Genomic DNA, 22,802 nt, shown 5'->3' with positions numbered 1-22,802 from the left:
TCTATTTTACATGTTAAATTGTGATATCATTTTCTATGATTAATTTAATAGCTTTGTGATCTGTTGCATTTCTAAATAAATCATAGGCACTTTCGATTTCACTCAGTTTACTATAATGTGTCACGAGTTGTTCTGGTTGTATTATTTTGCTTTTTAACGCTTCAAGTAATTCTTCAGTTGTATTTCCAGAAACTAATCCAGTAGTTACGTTAATATTTTTAATCCATAATTTATCTATATCAAGTTGTACAGGTAACCCATGCACACCAACATTAGCAATCGTACCATCAACACCAATTAAATTTTGACATAGATCAAAGGTTTGTGGAATTCCGACAGCTTCAATAGCAATATCAACACCACGTGGATTTAACGATTTTACCTTTTTTATTGCAGTTTCAGTTTCTTTAGAGTTAATTAAATGTGTAGCACCTAGTTCTTTAGCGGTTTCTAATCTATTATCATCTAAATCAATCATAATAATTTTTGAAGGTGAATAGAATTGTGCTGTAAGTAATGCTGCTAAACCTACAGGACCAGCACCTACAATGGCTACTGTACAGCCAGGTTTAACTTTACCTTTTAAAACACCAATTTCATAACCGGTTGGAAGTATATCTGATAACATTACAAGGGCGTCGTCTTTTAAATTTGAAGGGGCGTGATATAAAGAATTATCTGCGAAAGGAACTTTAACATATTCTGCTTGAGTACCATTCACTAAATGTCCTAATATCCATCCTCCTCCGTTTTCACAATGTGCATAGATACCTTTTTTGCAATAGTAGCATTTGCCACATGATGAAATGCAAGAGATAATCACTTTATCTCCAACTTTGAAGTTGTTAACGTTGTCACCAATTTCTTCAATGATTCCAATACCTTCGTGACCTAGTGTCGTATGTGATTGAACTTCAGGTGTATCTCCTTTTATGATATGAAGATCTGTACCACAAATTGTCGTCTTAACTATGCGAATAATAGCGTCAGTACTGCTCGTAATTGTTGGCTTCTCTTTATCCGTAAGTTGTGCGTGACCAGGTTTTAAGTATTCATAAGCTTTCATATCAATACCTCCATTTACTATGTGATTTTTTTCACAATAATTATACCACGTTTTTTGAATGGATATATATATAACTTTCGTGAAAAAATACATTTTAATCAGTGTGTTCAGTTCTTTCTGAAATTAATATAGAGTATTTAAATTAGTGAAGTGCGATACATTGTTCATTTACACTTAAATCATTTATGATTGAGTTAAATCTTTGAAAGATAGTAGGTGTATATCATGTATGAGAATTTACAAAATATTGAAGATTTTTATCGATTTATAAATGTACATGATTTAGCTGTTGTTCATATTATGAGAGATAATTGTACAGTATGTCATGCAGTATTACCCCAAATTCAAGATTTACTAAAGGACTATCCGAAAGCACAATTAGGTGTGATTAATCAATCTAATGTTGAAGAGATTGCCGGAGAACTTTCTATTTTTACAGTACCTGTTGATTTAATTTTTTTTAATGGGAAAGAAATGCATAGACAAGCACGTTTTATCGATATGCAATCGTTTGAAAAACAATTGTATATGATGCAAAATGCCATTGATTAAGATACCGGGGTAAAATAAATCAAAATCAAATAACGAATTTGTAAAGAAATGCTTTGGAAAATAATTATTGATTTTCAGGCATTTCTTTTTTTGTATTTTTAATCATTGGGCTGTATCTTCATTCGTGTTATGATTAATCTCGTATGTTTTAAATTAAACAGTCAATAGATGAAGGAGGCCAAAATGAAGAAGCAACAGAATAAAGTCCATATGATTAATATATCTTTATGCCTTATAGGAACATTACTTATTGCAATCGCAGTAAATAGTTTTGTTATACCGGGCAATTTAGGTGAGGGTGGTTCTATAGGCCTTTCATTAATTCTGAATTATACTCTAGGTATTTCACCCGCACTCAGTTCCTTCATCATTAACGCAATATTAATAATTGTAGGTTGGAAATTTCTTAGTAGAACGACAGCGATTTACACTGCTATAACAATCACCGCAAGTTCAATCTTTCTTGATTTAACGCACACATTCGGATTAGGTATTCATGATAATTTTATTAACTCAATTTTTGCAGGTTTAATGTTGGGAATCGGTTCTGGCTTAGTCATCACAGCTCATAGTACATTAGGTGGGACATCTGTCATTGCACGTATTATTTCAAAGTATAGTGAGATAAAAACGTCACAAGCGTTACTCATTTTAGATGCAATTATCGTGTTATCATTTATCGTTGTATTACCTATAACGAATGTATTATATACCATTGTGATGCTATTTATTGTTGAGAAGTCTATGTCTTTTGTTGTTGAAGGATTTAATCCTAAAAAAGCTGTGACAGTTATTTCAAAATATAATAAAGAAATCAGTGCTGATATATATGAAATGACTGGAAGAGGGGCAACCTTATTAAGTGGTAAAGGTGCTTACCAAAAAAGTGATACAGAGGTTCTCTATGCCGTGGTATCCCAAAATCAAGTTGGAGCAATAAAAAAGATTGTTAATGCCAATGATGAAAATGCCTTTTTAGTGATTCATGATGTGCGTGATGTCTTAGGTAATGGTTTTATTAATATTAAATAAGATTTAATAAATCGAGCCAATTACTCAACGTTTAGACGCTGATGGTTTAAAATGATTATAGATTGAGGAGGTTAGCACATTCATGTTTAAAAAGATTGCTACTATAATAGGTTCGACATTATTTGGTACAGTTTTATTCGCAAAAGTGAAAGAAAAGCGTAGTTATAAAAGTTTTTTACAAGAGAAAATGATTAGAATGTCAGGAATGAAAAAGACATTTGAAAGTGTAGATGATGCCAAAAAGGCATTGAATGAAACGAAATATCAAACTGCAGGTAAATATAGTGGAACCACATATGAATTTAAGCATAAAGTTCAAATTAGAGATTACTATGGTTCTTTAGTCTATGTTGTTAATGATCATGGTCTTCCAGATCAACGCACGGTCTTATATGTACATGGCGGCGCATGGTTCCAAGATCCTTTGGAGAGTCATTTTGAATATTTAGACTTACTCGTTGATGCGCTCGATGCTAGGGTAATTATGCCCGTATATCCTAAAATACCACACAGAGATTATCGTACGACATTTGAATTATTAACAAAAATATATAAGCGATTATTGACTAAAATTGATAAACCTGAAAACTTAGTCATTATTGGAGATTCAGCCGGGGGACAAATTGCATTAGCTTTCGCACAAATGTTAAAAAAAGAGCAACTCAGTCAACCTGGCCATATTGTTCTTATTTCACCGGTGCTTGATGCGACATTTAAGAATCCAGAAGCAAGAAAATATGAAAAAGAAGATCCAATGCTTGGTATTGACGGTAGTAAATATCTTGTAGAGTTATGGGCTGGTGATACACCATTAGATGACTATAAGATGTCTCCAATGAATGGTGATTTAGAAGGTCTAGGACATATTACACTTACCGTAGGAACAAAAGAAACATTATATCCTGATGCAGTTAAGTTCTCTCACATGTTAAATGATAAAGGAATAAAGCATCAGTTTATCCCAGGTTACAATTTATTTCATATTTATCCCTTATTTCCTATCCCAGAACGCCAACGCTTTTTAGAACAACTTAAAAAAATTATTGTTACAAATGAATTATAATTCATTGATAAATGAATACTTAATCAAAGATTTTATTTATGTATTCTTAAAAATAAAAGCGAATTCTTGTTATCAATATTCTTGATAACTCGAATTCGCTTTTTTAATATGATTGTTATTTTTTTGAGCTTCATTTATATTCACAGCTTTATATTCAGAGTTTGAAAATGAGTGTGCTTTTGTATTGTTTGACTCATTATTTGATGACGTAAAATCTTCGCTACTGTTTCTTGAAGTATTATTGATACGAGAGTGATCAGTATCTAGAACAGAATTACTCATGTCTTTACCATTTAAGCTACCAATAAGTATAAATGCGAGGTAAATACTACAAATAATTAAAATAATTGCTAGATAGATGCCAACAGCAAGTTTAACTGACTTCTCCATACCTCTCCTCCTAAAGTCGTAATATCTTTCATATATAATGTAACATCGTTGTTTTAATCTAATGTAAATTATAAGTAAATTTATTATGACCCAACTATGATAAGCTATAATTATTGTGATTAGCGTAATTTAATTCTTTGAAATTTAATTTATATTCACAAACAAATTGTTATTATGGTATGAATTTACATAAATTTACGTTAACATAACATTGATTTAAACTTTTTAAAACTGAATCAATATCGAAGTGATAGTCTACTACTAGCAAAAGATTAAGCCACTTATAGTATAAGTCTTAAATATGTAGAATATTAAATTAACAAATGGTTAGTTTATTTATATTTGATGATTTAAGGTTATTTAACTATCTTTAAAATTTACAATTTAATATTAAAAAGATTTATAGGTATCATGATTTACATACATAAGAAAAGAGAGGTAAAGCAGATTGTTACTCATTATAGCGTGTGTTGCGCTTATTCTCTGGCTAGGAATTAAAGAGAAGAAGCGTCATGCAAATCGACTTAATAAAATTCCATTACGTATCAATATTAATGGAATTCGTGGGAAATCTACGATTACTCGGATGGCCTACAGTGTTCTACGTGAGGACAACTATAAAGTGATTGGAAAGACAACAGGAACAGATGCACGAATGCTTTATTGGTTTACTGAAAAGGAATATCCAGTAATCAGAAAACCACAAGGCGCCAACATTGGAGAGCAACGAGATATTATTCGTAAGGTGGTTAAACAAAAAGCAAATGCCCTAGTTAATGAGTGTATGGCTGTAAATCCAGATTATCAAATTACCTTTCAAAATGATTTAGTAAAAGCAAATATCGGTGTAATTGTTAATGTGATGGAAGACCATATGGATGTCTTAGGACCGACACTTAAAGATGTAGCGCAAGCATTTACTGCAACAATTCCATATAACGGGAAATTAGTTGTAATGAAAGATGACTATACTAGTTTCTTTGCAAAGGAAGCTAAAAAACGTAATTCAGAACTCATTGTTGTAGATAAAGATGTCATACCAGAATCATATTTACGGAAGTTCGATTATTTAGTATTTCCTGATAATGTAGCTATTGTGTTAGGAATAGCGCAAGCAGTTGGTGTAGACGAAGAAACTGCATTACAAGGCATGTTAAATGCACCAGCCGATCCAGGTGCTGTTAGAATTAAATATTTCCATGCAAATCGCACAAAAAATGTATTTGTTAATGCATTCGCTGCTAATGAACCGCAGTCTACAAAAGCGATTTTGAATAAAGTGGAATCATATAATTATCCATACGATAAGAAAATAATCATTCTCAATTGTCGTTCAGACAGGGTTGATAGAACACAACTCTTTGTTGATAACTTTTTAGGTGAAGTTGATTACGATGTTCTCATTTGTACAGGAAAAAGTACACAAATGGTGACACAGTTCATGGAAACAATGCCAGAAAAAACATATATCAATTATGAAGGACGAGACTTTGTAGAGATTGAAAAAGGTATTCTACATGAAGCTGAGAATGCACTTGTATTTTGTGTAGGAAACATCCACGGCCCGGGTGGTAGAATAGCGGAATTCATAGAAGGGATAGAATAAAATGATAGGTTCAGAATTATATTTCTCCTTATTCGTAGGTGTCGTACTCAGTTTGATATTTGCTGAGAAATTTGGGATTAATCCAGCAGGGTTAGTCGTTCCAGGTTATTTAGCTTTGATTTTTGATCAACCGATTATGTTGTTATCAGTATTAATCATTAGTTGCTTAACTTATTTTATCGTAAGTAACGGTATTAGTAAGTGGGTTATTTTATATGGTAGAAGAAAATTCGCTGCCATGATACTGACAGGAATGGTGATTAAATTTATACTTGATCTCTTGTACCCATTGACCCCATTTGAAATGGTTGAAGTTTCAGGTATAGGCGTTGTCATTCCTGGTATTATTGCGAATACAATTCAAAAACAAGGTGTAGTCATTACACTTTCAACAACAATGTTATTAACATGTATTACATATATCATCTTATTTTTATATAGTTTTATTAATTAATCACGAACAAGGAGCGCGTATTAATGACAAAGAAAAAACGTTTATCGCCTAGTGAGTGGTTGCTTAAACAATCTAAAAGACATAAAAGGAAAAATACACTTTACACGGCAATTGTACTTTTAGTAGCGTTAGTTCTACTCATATTTGCTGTTAATTCAATAAAAGTAGAACCTGTAAAAAGTGATGCTAGAGACAAGGATAGCATTCGTCTCACATATTTAGGTAACGTCACTTTAAATAAACATATTCGACAAACTAACTTGAATGATGTTTTTAAAGGTATTCAAGATACTCTAGATCATAGTGATTTTTCAACAGGTTCATTAATAGTAAATGATTTTTCAAAAAAGCAAAAAGATAACATAAATAAAAATATTGAAAATATCATGTTTCTACGCAAGCATAATGTAAAAAGTGTTAACTTAATCAATGAATCTATGGATAATATTCAAGCGACAGCAATGATGAGAAAAATAGATTCCCAAGCAGGTTATAATTTTTTAACAGGTAATGGTTCAAATCCAATTAATAGTAAAACTGTACAACAAGACATTAAAGGTAAAAAAATAGCTAATGTTTCATTTACCGATATCGAATCTAACTATACTAACTCTTTAAAAAACACAACGTCAATCAGTTTAGATCCAGATATATTTTATCCTTTAATAAAAAAATTAAAGGAAAATAATGATTACGTCGTAGTCAATGTAGATTGGGGGATACCTAATGAACGAAATGTGACTACACGTCAAAAAGAATATGCGCATGCGTTAGCGAATGCTGGTGCAGATGTCATTATTGGTCATAATACAGTAATTCAAAAAGTTGAAAATTATAAGCGAACGCCTATTTTTTATAGTTTAGGTAACACAACGTCTGATAACTTCTTATCAAAAAATCAGAAAGGAATGATTGTACAACAAGACTGGAAAGGTTCGCATAATCAGTTCCATATCACACCAATACAATCAAAAGATGGAAAAATCTCTAAAGATAATATGAACAAAATGGATCATATTCGATTCAAAAATAACATTAAAGATAAATCAATTGATTTAAAGTCTGATCAAAATGGAGGATATACTTTTGAATATTAAAAAGCATTGGTTACCAATTGTTGTAGTCATTCTTGTCGTTGTTATCTTTTTATTAGTTACTTTCGCTAGAGCAAATGAAGGTTTAGATAATTATGAGCAACATGAATTAAATAATGGTGAACAGCAATATCTTTCAAAAGGGGCAAGCTAATTATGAATATATATAATAAAGTGACATTATCTGTCATTTTAGTTATAACAATTATCATTTCGTTCATCTTTTATTTTTATACAACAGAGAAAAAAGTGGACAAAGATAAATTGTATGAAAACAAAATTACAAATCATAAACAAGCAGGTAAACCTAAGAATTATGGTGTCGCATCTAATAATAAAATAGCTACGAAAGTCGGAAATAAGATTATTGAAGATGGTGGAAATGCAGTTGATGCGGCAATAGGTGTCTCTTATGCACTTGCAGTGACAGAACCTCATTCATCAGGACTAGGAGGTGGCGGTGCGACACTTACATATAATGGTAAAGAGAATGAAACACCTAAAGCTTATGAATATAAAACGATGTCCTCATATGAATATAAAGAAGGCGACAAAATTGGAGTTCCTGGCTTAGTAAGAGGATTACATGATATGCACGAGAAAGAAGGTAAAATGGATGAGAAAAAGATTTTAGATTACGTCATTCCGCTCGCTAAAGATGGTTTTGAGGTAGATTCAGAACTTGAAAGAAGTTTAAAATTATATGGTCGTGATATTGATCACAACTCACCATTCTATAAAGGAAATAAAAGTGTTCGCGAAGGAGATATTGTAAAACAAGATAAACTCGCTAATACATTAACTAAAATCAAAGATAAAGGTCCTGATTACTTCTATGAAGATATTGGTAAAAGTGTCTCAAAACAATTAGATAATAAATTAACTGAAAGAGATTTCAAAGAATTTAAAACAGAAGAAAAAGAAGCGGTAAGTACTGATTATAAGAATAATCAAGTGTATTCAGCGCCTAATCCTTTAGGTGGCACATTAATGCTTCAAGGATTGAAAATTGATGAAAAAGAAAACGTAGACAATATGGATCGCAATAATTTTATCACAGCAATGATTAAATCACGTGATGTCATGTATAAGAATAGGGACATAGTTAATGGCAATGAGCCTAGTAATGAACAACATCTGACTGATGATTATTTACTTGGTGAACTTAACAAAGTTAATATTGGTGAAAACACAGATAATGGCAGTGATTTTAATCAAATTAGAACGGATAATACAAGTACAACCCATTTTGTAATTATTGATAAGAATGGTAAATTAGCAAGTACGACTAATACACTATCTAGTTACTTCGGGACAGGAGACTATATGAAAGAGGGCTTCTATATGAATAACTCTTTAGGCGACTTTAGTAAGGATAAATTAAGCCCAAACCACGGTGAACCTCACAAGGCGCCTAGATCATTTATTTCTCCGTCAGTAATTGTTGGCCCTAATTTCTATATGGGCATTGGTACACCAGGTGGGAACAAAATTCCAACAATTCTTAATGAAGTGATTGTCGATTATTTAAACAGTGATGGTTCATTACAAGAATCTATTAATAAACCAAGATTTTATAATGACGGCGGCACGATATTTTACGAAAATGCTATGACTGATGAAGATATAAATATCTTTAAAAGTCTTGGTTATGGTGTTGAAGAAAAGCATAATGATCCAAACTTTGGCAGTGTCCAAGGTGCTGTTTATGATAAAGATAAAAATACTGTAGATGTCGGTCATGATGTAGGTAACCGTTAAAATAAATATTTAATTTAAAAAGCACCTTAAATGAGTAACGAAAACATTTAAGGTGCTTTTTTGTGTGTATTAAATTACAAACTATATATATTTATTTGCTTTCAAGTTTAACGACAAAAATAACTCAAATATGAATATAATTTAAGACAATTTTTTGACAAAGAGTGTAAGCGTATACAATAAATAAAAGAAGTAGTATGATGATTGAGTGGAAGATTTACATAAAAAAATGAAATATATAGAGGTGTCTTATGGACTTTATAGCTATTTTAATCGGATTAGGGCCACTATTAGGTTGGGGATTATTTCCAACGATTGCTTCTAAGTTTGGTGGACGTCCAGTCAATCAAATCTTTGGCGCTACTGTTGGTACTTTGATTTTCGCAATTGTTCTAGCACTATTTAAAGGTATCGGTTTACCAGGAGGTATGGCATTAGTATTTTCGCTCATATCAGGTGCAGGATGGGCATTTGGTCAAATTATTACTTTTAAAGCGTTCGAATTAGTAGGTTCATCAAGAGCGATGCCAATTACTACTGCATTTCAATTACTTGGTGCATCATTATGGGGCGTTTTTGCGCTTGGCAACTGGCCAGGTATAACAAACAAAATCATTGGATTTCTAGCTTTACTCGTAATTCTTATAGGTGCACGTATGACTGTATGGACTGAAACAAAACAACAAGAATATAGTAAAAATCTAAGAAGTGCAGTGCTCTTATTACTTGTAGGTGAAATTGGCTATTGGATATATTCTGCTGCACCTCAAGCAACGGATATTGGTGGTTTTAAAGCATTTTTACCTCAAGCTATAGGGATGGTCATTGTGGCTGTTATCTATGCGTTGATGAATATGTCTAAAGGTAATGCTTTTAAAGAGAAAGTAAGTTGGCAACAAATAATATCCGGATTTTTCTTTGCATTTGCTGCTTTAACTTATTTAATTTCAGCACAACCTAATATGAATGGTTTAGCAACAGGATTTGTTCTATCTCAAACATCTGTAGTATTAGCAACGCTAACAGGCATTTTTTTCTTAAATCAGAAAAAAACATCAAAAGAATTAATGATTACAATTGTGGGATTAGTTCTTATTTTAGTTGCAGCATCAATCACAGTGTTTATTAAATAATATTAAGAAGGGAAGAATAAGATGAAGAAAACAGCAGTATTAAATAGTCACATTTCAAGCGCAATCTCCACACTAGGTCACTATGAGTTATTAACGATTAATGACGCAGGTATGCCTATACCTAATGATGACAGACGTATAGATTTAGCAGTGACTAAGTCATTGCCACGTTTTATTGATGTGTTGGAGACAGTGTTAACTGAAATGGAAATACAAAAAGTATATTTAGCAGAAGAAATTAAAACTACGAATGCACAGCAATTAAAAGCAATTAAGAAATTAATCAATGATGACGTAGAAATTAAATTTATTGCGCATTCTGAGATGAAAGAAATGTTAAAATCCCCTTTAAATAAAGGGAATATACGAACTGGTGAAATCACCCCTTTTTCTAACATTATCCTAGAATCTAATGTGACTTTTTAAGTTTAATAGTCATGTGATTGTGCTTTTAAAAAGATAAAGTAGGTGAAGTTGAAATGAATAAAAATAAAGTAATTGTAATTGGATCAACAAATGTAGATAAATTTCTTAATGTTAAAAGGTTTCCAAAACCTGGTGAGACGTTACATATTAATCAAGCTCAAAAGGAGTTTGGTGGGGGCAAGGGAGCCAATCAAGCCATAGCAGCTAGTAGATTAGCAGCAGATACAACATTTATCAGTAAAATTGGTAAAGATGGCAATGCCAACTTTATATTGGAAGATTTCAAAAAAGCAGGTATTCATACACAATATATTTTAACGTCAGAAAGTGAAGAAACTGGGCAAGCATTTATCACTGTTGATGAAGCAGGACAAAATACGATTCTTGTTTACGGTGGTGCGAATATGACATTAAGTGCAACTGATGTTGAGATGAGTGCAGAAGCGTTTATTGGTGCAGACTTTGTTGTAGCGCAGCTTGAAGTTCCATTTGAGGCGATAGAACAAGCATTTAAAATTGCTCGTAAGCAAAATATCACTACTGTATTAAATCCTGCACCAGCAATTGAATTGCCTAAGTCACTTTTAGAGTTAACTGATATAATTATTCCAAACGAAACAGAAGCAGAATTATTAACAGGTATTTCAATCAATAATGAAAGTGATATGAAAGAAACAGCAACATATTTTCTCGATTTAGGTATATCTGCAGTATTAATTACTTTAGGGGAGCAAGGCACGTATTGTGCATATCAAGAACAATACAAAATGATTCCTGCTTGTAATGTAAAAGCAGTAGATACGACAGCAGCAGGAGATACATTTATAGGTGCTTTTTTAAGTGAGTTAAATAAAGATTTGAGCAATTTAGAATCGGCTATTCGACTTGCAAATCAAGCGTCGTCTCTAACAGTACAACGAAAAGGAGCACAAGCTTCTATACCAACACGGAAAGAAGTAGAGGGAGAATATAATTAATGAAATGAGAGTCTGTGACATGAAATAATGTCGCAGACTTTCTTCACTTATAAAGAGGGAATCTTTAAATTTTATAACTTTTTAAATAATATCAAAGGCTCAATTAAAAGGAATTATAGAAAGATCGAACAGATTAAGCCAGTTGCACGACGAGGACGAAATTTAACACGAATTCTTCTCCACGCCCTTATTTTGTGTAATGGATACTTTTTAATTTTAAGTTTTAATTCTCAGTCTAACTATTTATAATATATTTATAATTAATTAACATTTTAAACAAAGGGTGAACGATGGTGAAAGAAGTAGTTCTAGGAATTGATTTAGGCACAAGCGCAATAAAAATTATTGCTGTTGATCAATTAGGAAATGTCATTGAATCAGTAAGTGAAACATTAAAATTATACCAAGAGCATCCTGGTTATAGCGAACAAGACCCTAATGAATGGTTTGAGGCTACTAAGAAAGGGATAAAAGAATTAATTCAATCAACAGAAATGTCAGATAAGATAGTAAAGGGGATTTCTTTTTCTGGTCAAATGCATGGGTTGGTCATAGTTGATGATAACGGCATTCCTTTGAGAAAAGCGATTTTATGGAATGATACTAGAAATTCAATACAATGCAGACAAATTGAAAATATATATGGTGAAAGATTGAATTATAATCCGATATTAGAAGGATTTACACTTCCCAAAATGTTATGGGTACAACAACATGAACCTGAAATTTGGAGTCGAGTTGATGTTTTTATGTTGCCTAAAGATTATTTACGTTATTGCTTAACTCAGACAATTCATATGGAATATAGTGATGCATGTAGTACATTATTATTCAATCCTGAGAATTGTGAATGGACAAGAGATGTTGGAGATACATTTAACATTGGTGATATCTACCCACCCTTAGTACAATCACATTCATATGTTGGAAATGTGACTGAATCACTGGCTAATGAATTAGGATTATCTAGTGATGTTGCTGTATATGCTGGGGGTGGCGATAATGCATGTGGTGCAATTGGTGCTGGTGTCATCCATGATAAAAGTGCATTATGTAGCATAGGTACTTCAGGTGTTGTATTAAATGTTGAATACCAACGTGTGACTTCATATGATAGTAATTTACACTTATTTAATCATAGTGTTCCAGACACTTATTACGCAATGGGCGTAACGTTGGCAGCAGGCTATAGTTTAAACTGGTTAAAACAAACTTTTTTTGAAAATGAATCTTTTGAAGAGATTTTAAATTTAGCTGCATCTTCAAAGATAGGTGCCAATGGACTACTATTTACACCTTACTTAGCTGGAGAACGTACGCCACATGGTGATGCTCAAATACGTGGAAGTTTTATAGGTATCAGTGGGCAACATACTAAAGCTGACTTTGCGAGATCAGTAATCGAAGGCATAACGTATTCTTTATATGATTCTATAAAGATTATGAGACGAGCTGGTCATGAAATGAACTCTATCACTTCAATCGGTGGTGGTGCTAAGAGTAGATTTTGGTTACAACTTCAAGCTGATATTTTTAATGTACAAATAAAAAGGTTGAAGCATGAAGAAGGACCAAGCATGGGAGCGGCAATTTTAGCGGCATACGGTCTAGGATGGTTTAAAACAATTGAGTCTTGTGTAGAGGCATTTATTAAAGTAGACGAGGTGTTTGAGCCGAATAATGAAAATCATGACCTTTATGAACAATACTATTCAGTTTATGAAGCTATATATAAACAAACGAAACAGCTTACTGCTGATTTGTTAACGATAACGAATTAAAATATTAAAGACTTATCGCTCACTTTTAATGGCGATGAGTCTTTTTATTATAGTCAATTATAAGAAAATGAAAAAATAATTATATTTATCAACAGTACATACAATTTCGTCGTAGAAAAGTTCAAAAATTGAAAAACTGTCAACTAAAAATGATAAGTAAAAATTTAATTATTAAAATGAATATTGACATTGATTTAAATTATACGTTTAATATAGATATCATTTTTAAGATTTGAGCACTCAAGACTATATAAGCATCGAGAGGATGATACTATGTTTATTTCAAAACAAGAATTATATGAAAAGTTACAATATGTTACGCCAAGAACGTTTGCCTACTTGAATGAAATAGATTATTATAACTTATTAATGATAATTGAAGAGCATCAAATATCTATTCCACCGATTCATCAACTTCGAAAAACATTGCGAGGAAGTAAAATTATGAAGCCTAAGAATCGCGTAGACAATTGTTATATTCATTTAAAGGATGAAATTCCGACCCCAATTAATAATGAACAATTAAGTTTCCTGCATTTTTATTCACGTCAGCAAATACATTTAATTTTGAGTGCTTATTCTAGAATGAAAAGTCTAAAGTTACGGCCTCAATTACATTGTTTAAAACTCAAATTCCCCTTAGATCAGCATTCTATTCGTAAAGAAATTACACCACCTCAAAGCTCTGACAAAGACAATGATATTTTAATTTGTCTATTACAAAAATTAATCAACGAAATTACCAAATGCCAAGTTCCTGTTTCTCTAAAGAATAATTCTTTCGAAATAAAACTACCAAACTATATCATAAAGGTCGATTTAAACTATCACGAACAGCAAGACCATTTATATCCATTACAATATAGCATCCACGCATGGCATAGAGATTTCCAATATCTCGAAATCTCAAATACCTTCATGATACCGTCTTTGAATGATCTTATTTTCCATATACAAAAGCTTTTTTTACTTATATTTCAATTACCTGAACATCTCGCGAGACAAGAATATTCATTGAGTCAATATTATTTTTACTCGCAATGCCATACAAAAGATTAAATGGACACTTAAAACATTTGATAGTGAGATGTCGAGCACCACCATAAAAGGTACGAAAGGTAAGTTATAAGAAGGTTAAAGTATGATAAAATTCGTTTCATTTATTTGATATTAAGTCATTAAAACACATTATTTAACATAAACATTCATATTGCTTAGAATCTATACCATAAAATTACGTGTAGATTCTCAATCTTTTCGCAATCATTGATTGAAATGAAATTTTTGGTTCATTAAGTTTTTTATAAACTCAGTCAATAAGAGCGATAGAGCGGGACATAAAATTCTTAGATGAATTCAGTTCCGCTCCTTTTTTAATTGTGACTAATTTTTTACAAATATGACTTTTAGCGTTAGAATACATGGAGTCATCTTAGTTATGCATTGACAAAATATTGAATTATTGTGATTAACATTTTACTTTTACAGTATTTAAAGTAGATAAATAAAACCAATTAACTAAAAAAAGTAATTTGAAACCATCTTAAAATATAAAATTCGTGTATATAAATGTTTTAGAAAGACTATTAAAACAGTTTTGTGAATTAATTCACAATATAGACTTAATTGTGTTCAATAAATTGTTGAAATCGCTTTCTTTAGGGTGTACGATAACTATGGCCTAAAAATAAAGAAAGAAGGTTTTGGGGAAATGGATATTATTTTAGGAGTAGGGACTTTAGTACTCGTTCTTATTATCATGACGCTTTTCTTAAATTTTGCGCCATATGGTAAACAAGGTTTACAAGCTTTATCAGGGGCTGCTTGTGCCACGTTTTTACCACAGGCGTTCTTAAGTTACGCAATTGGTGGCGTATTCCATGTTAAATTTTTCCAAGAAATTGGTGATTTAGCAGGGAGTTTAAGTGGTATAGCTGTTGGTATATTAACTTGTCTAAAGTTAGAAGTGTCTCCAGTATTTGCAGTCATTGTAGGTTTAATATTACATGACTCAAAATTATTACCTGCGTTTATCGCAGCGTATGTTGTTGCATTTGGAATCAAGTTTGTTGAGAAAAAAGTTCCAGAGGGACTAGATTTAATTGTTGTTATTTTATTGGCTCCAGCAGTTACATTTGGTCTTGCAAACTTAATTTCTCCAGGGGTTATTGCAGTACTTAAACAAATTGGTAGTGCAATCACTTCAGTAGGTGATAACAACCCATATGCATTAGCAGTCATTTTAGGACTTGTTATTCCTGTAACTGGTATGACGCCATTAAGCTCAATGGTACTTACAAGCTTATTAGGTTTAACTGGTATTCCAATGGCAATTGGTGCGTTAACATGTACAGGAGCATCTTTTGTTAATGGAATCTTATTTAGCAAATTAAAAATTGGTAATAAAGGTAATGCCTTCGCGGTATTTGTAGAGCCGTTAACTCAAATTGACTTAATTGCCAAATATCCGCTACAACTGTTTGGTGCGAATGCCATTATTGGTGTTGTAAATGCTTGTATTGTCACATACAGTGGACTAGTTATTGATATTAAAGGTATGGCAACACCTATAGCAGGTGCTATTGTACTTTATGGCTTTAACGATGCTGTAAGATCTACAATTACAATTATCGCAGTAGCAATTGCAAGTGTGATATTAGCGTACGTTATTAGTGCTATTATTAATAAATTTAACTTGATGAATGTCGGATTCAAGTTACCACGTAGAAAAAACCAAGTTAAGGAGAGTGTTTAATGATGGCTAAAAGCTATGATTATCAAAGTGCTTTCGATATTATTGGACCAGTAATGATGGGACCTTCAAGTTCTCATACAGCAGGTGCAGTAAAAATTGGTAATTCAGCGAGAGCTGTGTTAGGAGATATGCCTAAGCATATAGAAATTCGTTATTATGAATCTTTTGCTAAAACGCATCAAGGGCATGGTACAGACGTTGCTATTGTCGGAGGTGCTATGGGCTACAGCACTTTCGATAGTAGAATTAAATCATCCTTAGACATAGCAAAAGATGAAAATATTACAATTGATATTATTGAAGATGAAGGAGAAAGTATTGGTCAACATCCTAACTGTGCTTATATCAAAGCAAATACGAAAGACGGACGTTATATAGAAGTGATAGGTATTTCTATTGGTGGCGGTACAATCAAACTAAAAGGTATCAATGTAAATGGTTTAGATGTGGAACTGAATCATGGGCTTCCAATGTTAGTTATAGATGGAAATATGAATAAAGCTAAAATAAATCATCTTATTAATGATTTATCAGATATGAACTTAGACCTAGGTGAAGAATTAATAAAAACAAATGATAATGAAGGTTTAGTTGTATTTCCTTTAAATAAAGCAATCTCAGAATCAGCATTAAATATTATTAAAGATAAACATAGTGATTTAAACGTTTCCTATATCAAATAGAGGGGGATTAACATGTTTGATTCAATTAGAGAGACAATAGATTATTCAGTTGAAAATAACATCAGTTTTGCTGATATGATGATTAATGATGAAATGGAAAGAGAAGGTAAATCTCGCGAAGAAGTGCGTGATTTAATGAGACAAAACTTAAACGTTATGCGTGAGGCGGTTGAAAAAGGTACGACTGGCGACGGTGTAGAAAGTGTGACAGGTTATACAGGACATGACGCTGCTAAACTTCGAGATTACAACGAGAATAATCATGCATTATCAGGTCATGAAATGATTGATGCAGTCAAAGGTGCAGTTGCAACGAACGAAGTTAATGCAGCAATGGGTATTATTTGTGCTACTCCGACAGCTGGTTCCTCGGGAACGATTCCCGGCGTAATATTTAAATTAGAAAAAACTCATAATATCACTGAAGATCAAATGATAGATTTTCTATTCACATCAGCTTTATTCGGGCGAGTAGTTGCAAACAATGCGAGCGTTGCCGGTGCAACTGGTGGTTGTCAAGCCGAAGTGGGTTCGGCATCTGCAATGGCTGCAGCTGCTGCAGTATCAATTTTTAACGGGTCACCTGAACAATCAGGACATGCCATGGCATTGGCAATTAGTAACTTATTAGGCTTAGTTTGCGATCCAGTTGCTGGTTTAGTTGAAATTCCATGTGTAATGCGTAATGCTATTGGTTCAGGAAATGCATTAATATCTGCAGACCTTGCACTAGCTGGAGTTGAAAGTCAAATTCCAGTAGATGAAGTCATAGGTGCTATGGATAGAGTGGGTCGTAATTTACCTGCATCATTAAGAGAAACAGGTTTAGGTGGTTTAGCAGGTACACCTACTGGCGAAGAAATCAAACGTAAAATATTCGGCGAAGCAGACAACATGGTTAAAAATAAATAATTAATATTTAAATGCTCAGGCTTTATAAATTATAAAGCTTGAGCATTTTTAGTAGTAAAAGATGTTAAAAATAAAGAAAAAATTATAAAAGATAAAGTTCTTATATTAAGAACGCCTTTAATCATATGATTATAGGCGTTTTATATATTGCAAATTTTCTGACAACAACATAAAATAGCTAAAAAGGGGTTGATGAAATGCTGAGATTATTTTTGATCTTCATCGCATTCATCATTAACACGACGATAACTTATTTATGGACCATCGAGGGAACATGGCCCAACTTGCTATTTAAATCATTATCATTGAGCATGATAATTGTTTTTATATTCTATTACATTCGTTTTGTTATTGAAGATAAAAAAGAAGACTGAAGAAATAAAAAATAAAGAGTATCTTTTTGGATTAACTTATTTAATAATAACTCCACACTTTCTTATGAATCGGATAAATCATATTGATAAAATGATAAATCGAGCCATCGATTAAACTTATAACCTACATTTTTAATTGTACCTGCATGTGAGAAGTCAAACTTCTTATGTAATGCGATACTGTCCATGTTCGATGCATCAATCCCGGCAACAATGGTGCGATAACCTTGTTCTTTAGCGTAATGAATTAAATTCTCTAATAATTGAGAAGCGATACCTAGTCCTCTGTACTGTTGATGAACATATATTGAATGTTCAATAGTATATAAATAGGCCGGCCATTGTCTAAAGGAACCATAAGTGGCAAAACCAACCACTTTCCCTTCTTTTTCATAAACCCATATAGGTTCGTTTATTTTTGCTTTAGATTGATACCATTGAAGACGTTCATCTAATTGTTGTGGCTTATACGTATAAACAGCTGTTGTATTAAGGATAGCATCATTATAAATTGTCAAAATATCTTGAAGATCCTCTAGTCGTGCAAATCTAATCATCTCAATCCCTCAAATCTTTAAAATTATTATTTTTATTCAATAGACAATGCATCATCTTCAGGCATTCTCATCTAGTTCAGATATCACATCATGTAATGTTGAATTTTTAATTTAATGCTATACTAAACTAAAATTATATAATTTGCGAAATAAATATAAAGGAGTAACATAAATGAAGCAGTGGATGAATAGATTAATCACCTTAATAGGCGTATTGTTAATCATTTTAGCTATTTATTTATTCTCAAAGCCATATATCGATAATTATCTTCATGAAAAAGATAACGATCATAAAATTGAAAATTATGATAAAAAGGAAAAAGAACAGACAAAGACATCTAAATCGACGCCAAAGATACCTTCCGATAAATCTAAAATGGCTGGTTATATAGAAGTTCCAGATGCGCAAATAAAAGAACCTGTATACCCTGGTCCAGCAACGCCAGAACAACTCAATAGAGGTGTAAGTTTTGCAGAAGGTGACGAATCTCTTAATCAACAGAACATTTCAATTGCTGGTCATACGTTTACTGATCGTCCGCACTATCAATTTACAAATTTAAAATCAGCAAAAATCGGTAGTAAAGTGTATTTTAAAACTGGAAATCAAACTAGAAAGTATAAAATAACTAAAATACGTGATGTTAAACCTACAGAGGTTAAGGTATTAGACGAACATCCTAATAAGAAAAATCAATTAACATTAATTACTTGTGATGACTATAATGAAGAAACGGGTGTTTGGGAAACAAGGAAAATATTCATAGCTACACAAATTAACTAATATTCTTATAAGTGAAAGATACGTAATAAACTGTATGAATTATGTTCTGCTTCGAGAAGAAGCTTTGTTAAAATGAATTTTAATAACTTATTGATTAGAGAGTTAAGGACAAAGTGATTGTCCTTGGCTCTTTTTAATATGTCGATTCAAGTTATATAAATGAAAATAAGAGATTTATCTTATATATTAAGCGATAGTGTGAATGACAAAGGTAATTATTTTTTATGTTGAAAACAATTTCAATATATGAATATGTTTTCACTATATTTGATATTGCTTCAATCCCAAATCCAACAGCTATATAATGATTATGAATTTTAATCTATAGATAGGGGGCTTAACGATGATTAAAGCCATTGCGGTAGATATGGATGGAACATTTCTTGACTCAAATAAACAGTTTGATAGAAATCGTTTTGAAACTATTTTTAAAGAATTAATAGATAAAAATATCAAATTTATAGCTGCGAGTGGGAATCAATTTGCAAAGCTAAAATCAATTTTTGGAGATAGGGAAATGTTCTTTATATCTGAAAATGGAGCAGTCATCTATAAAGGGAATCAACTTTATAATTATCGAAGTTTTGATCAGTATATTTTTCAAAAAGTTGTAAATTATTTAAATTTGAATCAAAAGATAAACAATTTGATTATTTGTGGCGTAAAAAGTGCATATATTTTAAAAGAGACAAGCGAAGCATTTAAGCAAGATGCACGTACATATTATCACCAACTCATAGAGATTGACTCCTTACAAACATTACCTGACGATGATTATGTAAAAATTGCTTTCAATATTAATCGTCAAACTCATCCAGACTTAGATGAGAAATTAGCTCTTAAGTTTAAAGATGATATTAAACTAGTATCAAGTGGAAGAGATAGTATAGATGTTATTATGCCAAATATGACTAAGGGTCAAGCTTTGTCTAGATTATTAAAAGAATGGCAAATGTCTGCTTCACATTTAATGGCATTTGGAGATGCAAATAACGATAAAGATATGTTGGAACTCGCCGAACATAGTTATGTCATGGCTAATAGTGAAGATCAATCATTATTTAATATAGCGAGTCATGTGGCACCTTCCAATGATGAACAAGGCGTACTATCAACAATCGAAAATGTTGTTCTCGGTTATTCTAATAAATAATAAAATGGTTAAATGTCTGAAACATTAACATGTACAGACGCTTAACCATTTTTTTATTAGAAAAGTAAAATGTTTTTTATTTTATTCACATTAATACCAAGTGATAATGTAATGATATAGGGTAAGTAAATCGAAATAATGATAAATAATATCTTGATTACAGTGATTACTGACTTTATTCGTATTAGTTTAATCGCGTATCACATGTGCCAGTATTAATTACTGATAATGCAGCATTCAAACCACCCTCGACTAAATTTTGTACTGCTTCATCAGAGAAAAAGGCAATATGAGGTGTAACTAAAATATTTTCATTTCTAATTAGGTCTAATAATATTGGGTCATCAATCGTTTGATTTGACCAATCAAAGGTGAAATAATTAGCTTCATTTTCATATGTGTCAATGGCAGCACCTGATAATGTACCATTATTTACTGCTTCAATTAAATCAGGCGTGTTAATCACAGCTCCTCTTGCAGCATTAACTAAAACGGCACCTTTTTTAACTTTTTTAAACATATTGTTATCAAATAAATGAAAACTATCTTTATTAGCGGGTACATGTAAAGAGATAATATCAGCATCTTTAATTGCATCCTCTATTGTTTCTTTATATTCTAAGAAAGATAAAGAATGATTAGGGTATGCATCATAACCAACTACTTTCGCACCAAAACCAGCATAGATTTTACCTGTTGCAGCACCAATACGTCCTGTACCGATGATTGCTACGGTCATGTTTTTTACTGGACGAGACATAATAGGGGACGCCCACGTGAAATTATGTGCTTGCACACGTTTTTCAATTGTTGGGAATTTTCGTACGAGCTGCAGAGCGATAGATACCGAATATTCAGCAATTGTTTCAGGTGAATAACTAGGTATATTCGAGATAATAATTCCATGTTTTTTTGCAAGTTCTAAGTCATACATATCAAATCCAGCCGTACGTTGTGCAATTTGTTTAATACCATAAGACTCTAATTTAGGGTAAACTTCAGGTTCTAATTTACCGAACTGCATTGTTGTCACACCGTCATAATCTTTTAATTGATCGACTGTATCTACACTTAAAAGTTCTGTTGATGTAGTAACATCGATATTATTTTCCTTTCCCCAACGTAATGCCATGTCCTTTTCATATGCTCTTGTACCGAAAAACATAATTTTTGTCATTAAAATTACCTCATTTCTAAAATTTAGAATTAATGAATAGTAAAAACATTCACAAGTCAGTACTTATGATTTTTTTATTATATGTGATTTAATTCACTAAACAAGTTATTTCATAGGTCTTTTAAATTTCTAAATTATACTAACTATATAAGTGAGCTGAAGAGATTAGAAATCAATTACTTTAGTTACACTTTGAAGTCGTATATAATTTGTATCAACAGAAGTAAAGAGAGGAAGGTATGATTGTGAATCAAATGAATCAAACGATTGTTGATGCATTCCATTTTAGACATGCGACAAAAGAATTTGACCCTGCGAAAAAAATTAGTGATGAAGATTTTAATACGATTTTAGAAACAGGTAGATTATCTCCAAGTTCACTAGGTTTAGAACCTTGGCACTTTGTAGTGGTTCAAAATAAAGAATTGAGAGAAAAATTGAAAGCCTATAGTTGGGGAGCACAAAAGCAACTTGATACAGCAAGTCACTTTGTATTAATTTTTGCCCGTAAGAATGTGACGGCTCATACAGAATACGTGCAACATTTACTTCGTGGTGTTAAAAAATATGAAGAAAGTACAATTCCAGCTGTTGAAAATAAATTTGATGATTTCCAAGAAAGTTTCCATATCGCCGATAATGAACGAACATTGTATGATTGGGCGAGTAAACAAACATATATTGCGTTAGCAAACATGATGACAAGTGCTGCATTACTAGGTATCGACTCATGTCCAATTGAAGGATTTGATTTAGACAAAGTGACTGAAATTCTTTCTGATGAGGGTGTTTTAGATACAGAACAATTTGGTATTTCAGTTATGGTAGGCTTTGGTTACAGAGCACAAGAGCCTAAACACGGCAAAGTTAGACAAAATGAAGACGACATCATTAGTTGGATTGAATAAAGAAATTTTATGAAACCACAAAGTATAGCATAGGTTTATGTTAAATACTATAGTTTACTCCTGATAGTGAGAACTTTAATCAAGTACGATTATATGAATGTAAAATTAAGTGAGTTATCAATAATAAATATATAAACAACCTGAGACTTCTACTTGAAGCCTCA

Annotated in this window: 24 protein-coding genes; 20 read left to right on the top strand and 4 right to left on the bottom strand. The window is 32.0% G+C overall.

Annotation, left to right across the window (positions count from 1 at the left end; genetic code table 11):
• Positions 1-13: 13 nt before the first annotated feature.
• Positions 14-1,066 (bottom strand): zinc-dependent alcohol dehydrogenase family protein, encoded by a 1,053-nt coding sequence (locus tag HMPREF2897_RS10215; RefSeq protein WP_070593139.1) that lies wholly within the window; start codon positions 1,064-1,066, stop codon positions 14-16.
• Between the two features lie 225 nt (positions 1,067-1,291).
• Between HMPREF2897_RS10215 and HMPREF2897_RS10210 the strand changes: the two genes are divergently transcribed.
• From HMPREF2897_RS10210 to HMPREF2897_RS10200, 3 genes are all read left to right on the top strand, one after another.
• The gene (locus tag HMPREF2897_RS10210; protein ID WP_002447094.1) at positions 1,292-1,618 is read left to right on the top strand and encodes a thioredoxin family protein; all 327 of its coding nucleotides are present in this window, start codon (positions 1,292-1,294) and stop codon (positions 1,616-1,618) included.
• A gap of 183 nt (positions 1,619-1,801) precedes the next feature.
• Complete coding sequence (locus HMPREF2897_RS10205; RefSeq protein ID WP_002458221.1) at positions 1,802-2,650, top strand: YitT family protein; 849 nt, start codon at positions 1,802-1,804, stop codon at positions 2,648-2,650.
• Between the two features lie 82 nt (positions 2,651-2,732).
• Complete coding sequence (locus tag HMPREF2897_RS10200) at positions 2,733-3,713, top strand: alpha/beta hydrolase fold domain-containing protein (protein ID WP_070593137.1); 981 nt, start codon at positions 2,733-2,735, stop codon at positions 3,711-3,713.
• Between the two features lie 72 nt (positions 3,714-3,785).
• Here the strand turns inward: HMPREF2897_RS10200 and HMPREF2897_RS10195 are convergent, their stop codons facing one another.
• Complete coding sequence (locus HMPREF2897_RS10195; RefSeq protein ID WP_070593134.1) at positions 3,786-4,103, bottom strand: hypothetical protein; 318 nt, start codon at positions 4,101-4,103, stop codon at positions 3,786-3,788.
• Between the two features lie 448 nt (positions 4,104-4,551).
• Here HMPREF2897_RS10195 and pgsB point away from each other — a divergent pair, with 448 nt between their 5' ends.
• The 14 genes from pgsB (at position 4,552) to HMPREF2897_RS12875 (ending at position 18,059) form a co-directional block, all read left to right on the top strand.
• Complete coding sequence (gene pgsB / locus HMPREF2897_RS10190) at positions 4,552-5,709, top strand: poly-gamma-glutamate synthase PgsB (protein WP_070593132.1); 1,158 nt, start codon at positions 4,552-4,554, stop codon at positions 5,707-5,709.
• Position 5,710: 1 nt separating this feature from the next.
• On the top strand, positions 5,711-6,163 hold the full coding sequence (pgsC, locus tag HMPREF2897_RS10185; protein WP_070593130.1) for a poly-gamma-glutamate biosynthesis protein PgsC: 453 nt from the start codon (positions 5,711-5,713) through the stop codon (positions 6,161-6,163).
• Between the two features lie 23 nt (positions 6,164-6,186).
• Positions 6,187-7,260 carry a CapA family protein gene (locus tag HMPREF2897_RS10180; protein ID WP_002490689.1) on the top strand — a complete coding sequence of 358 codons (1,074 nt, stop codon included), beginning with the start codon at positions 6,187-6,189 and terminating at the stop codon, positions 7,258-7,260.
• Entirely contained in the window at positions 7,250-7,411 is a 162-nt protein-coding gene (locus HMPREF2897_RS10175) for a hypothetical protein (RefSeq protein WP_001832373.1), read from the top strand. The genes HMPREF2897_RS10180 and HMPREF2897_RS10175 overlap by 11 nt, the downstream gene beginning before the upstream one ends.
• Before the next feature lie 2 nt (positions 7,412-7,413).
• The gene (locus HMPREF2897_RS10170) at positions 7,414-9,018 is read left to right on the top strand and encodes a gamma-glutamyltransferase (protein ID WP_070593127.1); all 1,605 of its coding nucleotides are present in this window, start codon (positions 7,414-7,416) and stop codon (positions 9,016-9,018) included.
• 251 nt (positions 9,019-9,269) lie between these two features.
• On the top strand, positions 9,270-10,151 hold the full coding sequence (gene rbsU, locus HMPREF2897_RS10165; RefSeq protein WP_002447102.1) for a ribose/proton symporter RbsU: 882 nt from the start codon (positions 9,270-9,272) through the stop codon (positions 10,149-10,151).
• 21 nt (positions 10,152-10,172) lie between these two features.
• Positions 10,173-10,577 carry a D-ribose pyranase gene (gene rbsD, locus HMPREF2897_RS10160; RefSeq protein ID WP_002447103.1) on the top strand — a complete coding sequence of 135 codons (405 nt, stop codon included), beginning with the start codon at positions 10,173-10,175 and terminating at the stop codon, positions 10,575-10,577.
• Between the two features lie 53 nt (positions 10,578-10,630).
• Positions 10,631-11,554: a ribokinase gene (rbsK, locus tag HMPREF2897_RS10155; RefSeq protein ID WP_070593125.1), complete on the top strand. Its 924-nt coding sequence runs from the start codon at positions 10,631-10,633 to the stop codon at positions 11,552-11,554.
• 290 nt (positions 11,555-11,844) lie between these two features.
• A complete protein-coding gene (gene xylB / locus HMPREF2897_RS10150; RefSeq protein ID WP_002490657.1) occupies positions 11,845-13,335 on the top strand; it encodes a xylulokinase in 1,491 nt (496 codons plus the stop codon).
• A gap of 273 nt (positions 13,336-13,608) precedes the next feature.
• On the top strand, positions 13,609-14,394 hold the full coding sequence (locus HMPREF2897_RS10145; RefSeq protein ID WP_002490593.1) for a hypothetical protein: 786 nt from the start codon (positions 13,609-13,611) through the stop codon (positions 14,392-14,394).
• A 652-nt stretch (positions 14,395-15,046) separates the two neighbouring features.
• Entirely contained in the window at positions 15,047-16,090 is a 1,044-nt protein-coding gene (locus HMPREF2897_RS10140) for a PTS sugar transporter subunit IIC (protein ID WP_002490645.1), read from the top strand.
• Positions 16,091-16,092: 2 nt separating this feature from the next.
• A complete protein-coding gene (sdaAB, locus tag HMPREF2897_RS10135; protein WP_002458212.1) occupies positions 16,093-16,773 on the top strand; it encodes an L-serine ammonia-lyase, iron-sulfur-dependent subunit beta in 681 nt (226 codons plus the stop codon).
• Between the two features lie 12 nt (positions 16,774-16,785).
• Positions 16,786-17,685, top strand: a complete 900-nt coding sequence (gene sdaAA, locus HMPREF2897_RS10130) for an L-serine ammonia-lyase, iron-sulfur-dependent, subunit alpha (protein ID WP_001832363.1) — start codon at positions 16,786-16,788, stop codon at positions 17,683-17,685.
• A gap of 197 nt (positions 17,686-17,882) precedes the next feature.
• Positions 17,883-18,059: a hypothetical protein gene (locus tag HMPREF2897_RS12875; protein ID WP_002447106.1), complete on the top strand. Its 177-nt coding sequence runs from the start codon at positions 17,883-17,885 to the stop codon at positions 18,057-18,059.
• A gap of 62 nt (positions 18,060-18,121) precedes the next feature.
• On the opposite strand, the gene HMPREF2897_RS10125 is transcribed toward HMPREF2897_RS12875, so the two are convergent.
• The gene (locus tag HMPREF2897_RS10125) at positions 18,122-18,616 is read right to left on the bottom strand and encodes a GNAT family N-acetyltransferase (RefSeq protein ID WP_002475106.1); all 495 of its coding nucleotides are present in this window, start codon (positions 18,614-18,616) and stop codon (positions 18,122-18,124) included.
• Positions 18,617-18,788: 172 nt separating this feature from the next.
• On the opposite strand from HMPREF2897_RS10125, the gene srtA reads away from it, so the two are divergent.
• Complete coding sequence (srtA, locus tag HMPREF2897_RS10120; RefSeq protein ID WP_002447108.1) at positions 18,789-19,400, top strand: class A sortase SrtA; 612 nt, start codon at positions 18,789-18,791, stop codon at positions 19,398-19,400.
• 343 nt (positions 19,401-19,743) lie between these two features.
• A complete protein-coding gene (locus tag HMPREF2897_RS10115; RefSeq protein ID WP_002447109.1) occupies positions 19,744-20,553 on the top strand; it encodes a Cof-type HAD-IIB family hydrolase in 810 nt (269 codons plus the stop codon).
• Positions 20,554-20,737: 184 nt separating this feature from the next.
• Here HMPREF2897_RS10115 and HMPREF2897_RS10110 read toward each other — a convergent pair whose 3' ends face one another.
• Positions 20,738-21,730: a D-lactate dehydrogenase gene (locus tag HMPREF2897_RS10110; protein ID WP_002447110.1), complete on the bottom strand. Its 993-nt coding sequence runs from the start codon at positions 21,728-21,730 to the stop codon at positions 20,738-20,740.
• A gap of 245 nt (positions 21,731-21,975) precedes the next feature.
• Here HMPREF2897_RS10110 and HMPREF2897_RS10105 point away from each other — a divergent pair, with 245 nt between their 5' ends.
• Entirely contained in the window at positions 21,976-22,638 is a 663-nt protein-coding gene (locus tag HMPREF2897_RS10105) for an NAD(P)H-dependent oxidoreductase (protein WP_002447111.1), read from the top strand.
• Positions 22,639-22,802: the final 164 nt, after the last annotated feature.

Source organism: Staphylococcus sp. HMSC065D05, assembly GCF_001813195.1.
Classification (GTDB): Bacteria; Bacillota; Bacilli; order Staphylococcales; family Staphylococcaceae; genus Staphylococcus; species Staphylococcus epidermidis.
The sequence above is the reverse complement of the archived record's forward strand: the minus strand, read 5'-3'. Positions and strand labels throughout refer to the sequence as shown.

What these genes read in the sequence shown, in the direction of transcription:
- rbsU (WP_002447102.1), top strand. Translation starts at nt 9,270, where the DNA reads ATGGACTTTATAGCTATTTTAATCGGATTAGGGCCACTATTAGGTTGG.
- HMPREF2897_RS10110 (WP_002447110.1), bottom strand. Translation starts at nt 21,730, where the DNA reads ATGACAAAAATTATGTTTTTCGGTACAAGAGCATATGAAAAGGACATG.
- HMPREF2897_RS12875 (WP_002447106.1), top strand. Translation starts at nt 17,883, where the DNA reads ATGCTGAGATTATTTTTGATCTTCATCGCATTCATCATTAACACGACG.
- HMPREF2897_RS10205 (WP_002458221.1), top strand. Translation starts at nt 1,802, where the DNA reads ATGAAGAAGCAACAGAATAAAGTCCATATGATTAATATATCTTTATGC.
- HMPREF2897_RS10195 (WP_070593134.1), bottom strand. Translation starts at nt 4,103, where the DNA reads ATGGAGAAGTCAGTTAAACTTGCTGTTGGCATCTATCTAGCAATTATT.
- HMPREF2897_RS10200 (WP_070593137.1), top strand. Translation starts at nt 2,733, where the DNA reads ATGTTTAAAAAGATTGCTACTATAATAGGTTCGACATTATTTGGTACA.
- sdaAA (WP_001832363.1), top strand. Translation starts at nt 16,786, where the DNA reads ATGTTTGATTCAATTAGAGAGACAATAGATTATTCAGTTGAAAATAAC.
- HMPREF2897_RS10145 (WP_002490593.1), top strand. Translation starts at nt 13,609, where the DNA reads ATGTTTATTTCAAAACAAGAATTATATGAAAAGTTACAATATGTTACG.
- srtA (WP_002447108.1), top strand. Translation starts at nt 18,789, where the DNA reads ATGAAGCAGTGGATGAATAGATTAATCACCTTAATAGGCGTATTGTTA.
- HMPREF2897_RS10215 (WP_070593139.1), bottom strand. Translation starts at nt 1,066, where the DNA reads ATGAAAGCTTATGAATACTTAAAACCTGGTCACGCACAACTTACGGAT.
- HMPREF2897_RS10210 (WP_002447094.1), top strand. Translation starts at nt 1,292, where the DNA reads ATGTATGAGAATTTACAAAATATTGAAGATTTTTATCGATTTATAAAT.
- HMPREF2897_RS10140 (WP_002490645.1), top strand. Translation starts at nt 15,047, where the DNA reads ATGGATATTATTTTAGGAGTAGGGACTTTAGTACTCGTTCTTATTATC.
- pgsC (WP_070593130.1), top strand. Translation starts at nt 5,711, where the DNA reads ATGATAGGTTCAGAATTATATTTCTCCTTATTCGTAGGTGTCGTACTC.
- HMPREF2897_RS10115 (WP_002447109.1), top strand. Translation starts at nt 19,744, where the DNA reads ATGATTAAAGCCATTGCGGTAGATATGGATGGAACATTTCTTGACTCA.
- xylB (WP_002490657.1), top strand. Translation starts at nt 11,845, where the DNA reads ATGGTGAAAGAAGTAGTTCTAGGAATTGATTTAGGCACAAGCGCAATA.
- rbsK (WP_070593125.1), top strand. Translation starts at nt 10,631, where the DNA reads ATGAATAAAAATAAAGTAATTGTAATTGGATCAACAAATGTAGATAAA.
- HMPREF2897_RS10125 (WP_002475106.1), bottom strand. Translation starts at nt 18,616, where the DNA reads ATGATTAGATTTGCACGACTAGAGGATCTTCAAGATATTTTGACAATT.
- HMPREF2897_RS10180 (WP_002490689.1), top strand. Translation starts at nt 6,187, where the DNA reads ATGACAAAGAAAAAACGTTTATCGCCTAGTGAGTGGTTGCTTAAACAA.
- rbsD (WP_002447103.1), top strand. Translation starts at nt 10,173, where the DNA reads ATGAAGAAAACAGCAGTATTAAATAGTCACATTTCAAGCGCAATCTCC.
- HMPREF2897_RS10170 (WP_070593127.1), top strand. Translation starts at nt 7,414, where the DNA reads ATGAATATATATAATAAAGTGACATTATCTGTCATTTTAGTTATAACA.
- sdaAB (WP_002458212.1), top strand. Translation starts at nt 16,093, where the DNA reads ATGGCTAAAAGCTATGATTATCAAAGTGCTTTCGATATTATTGGACCA.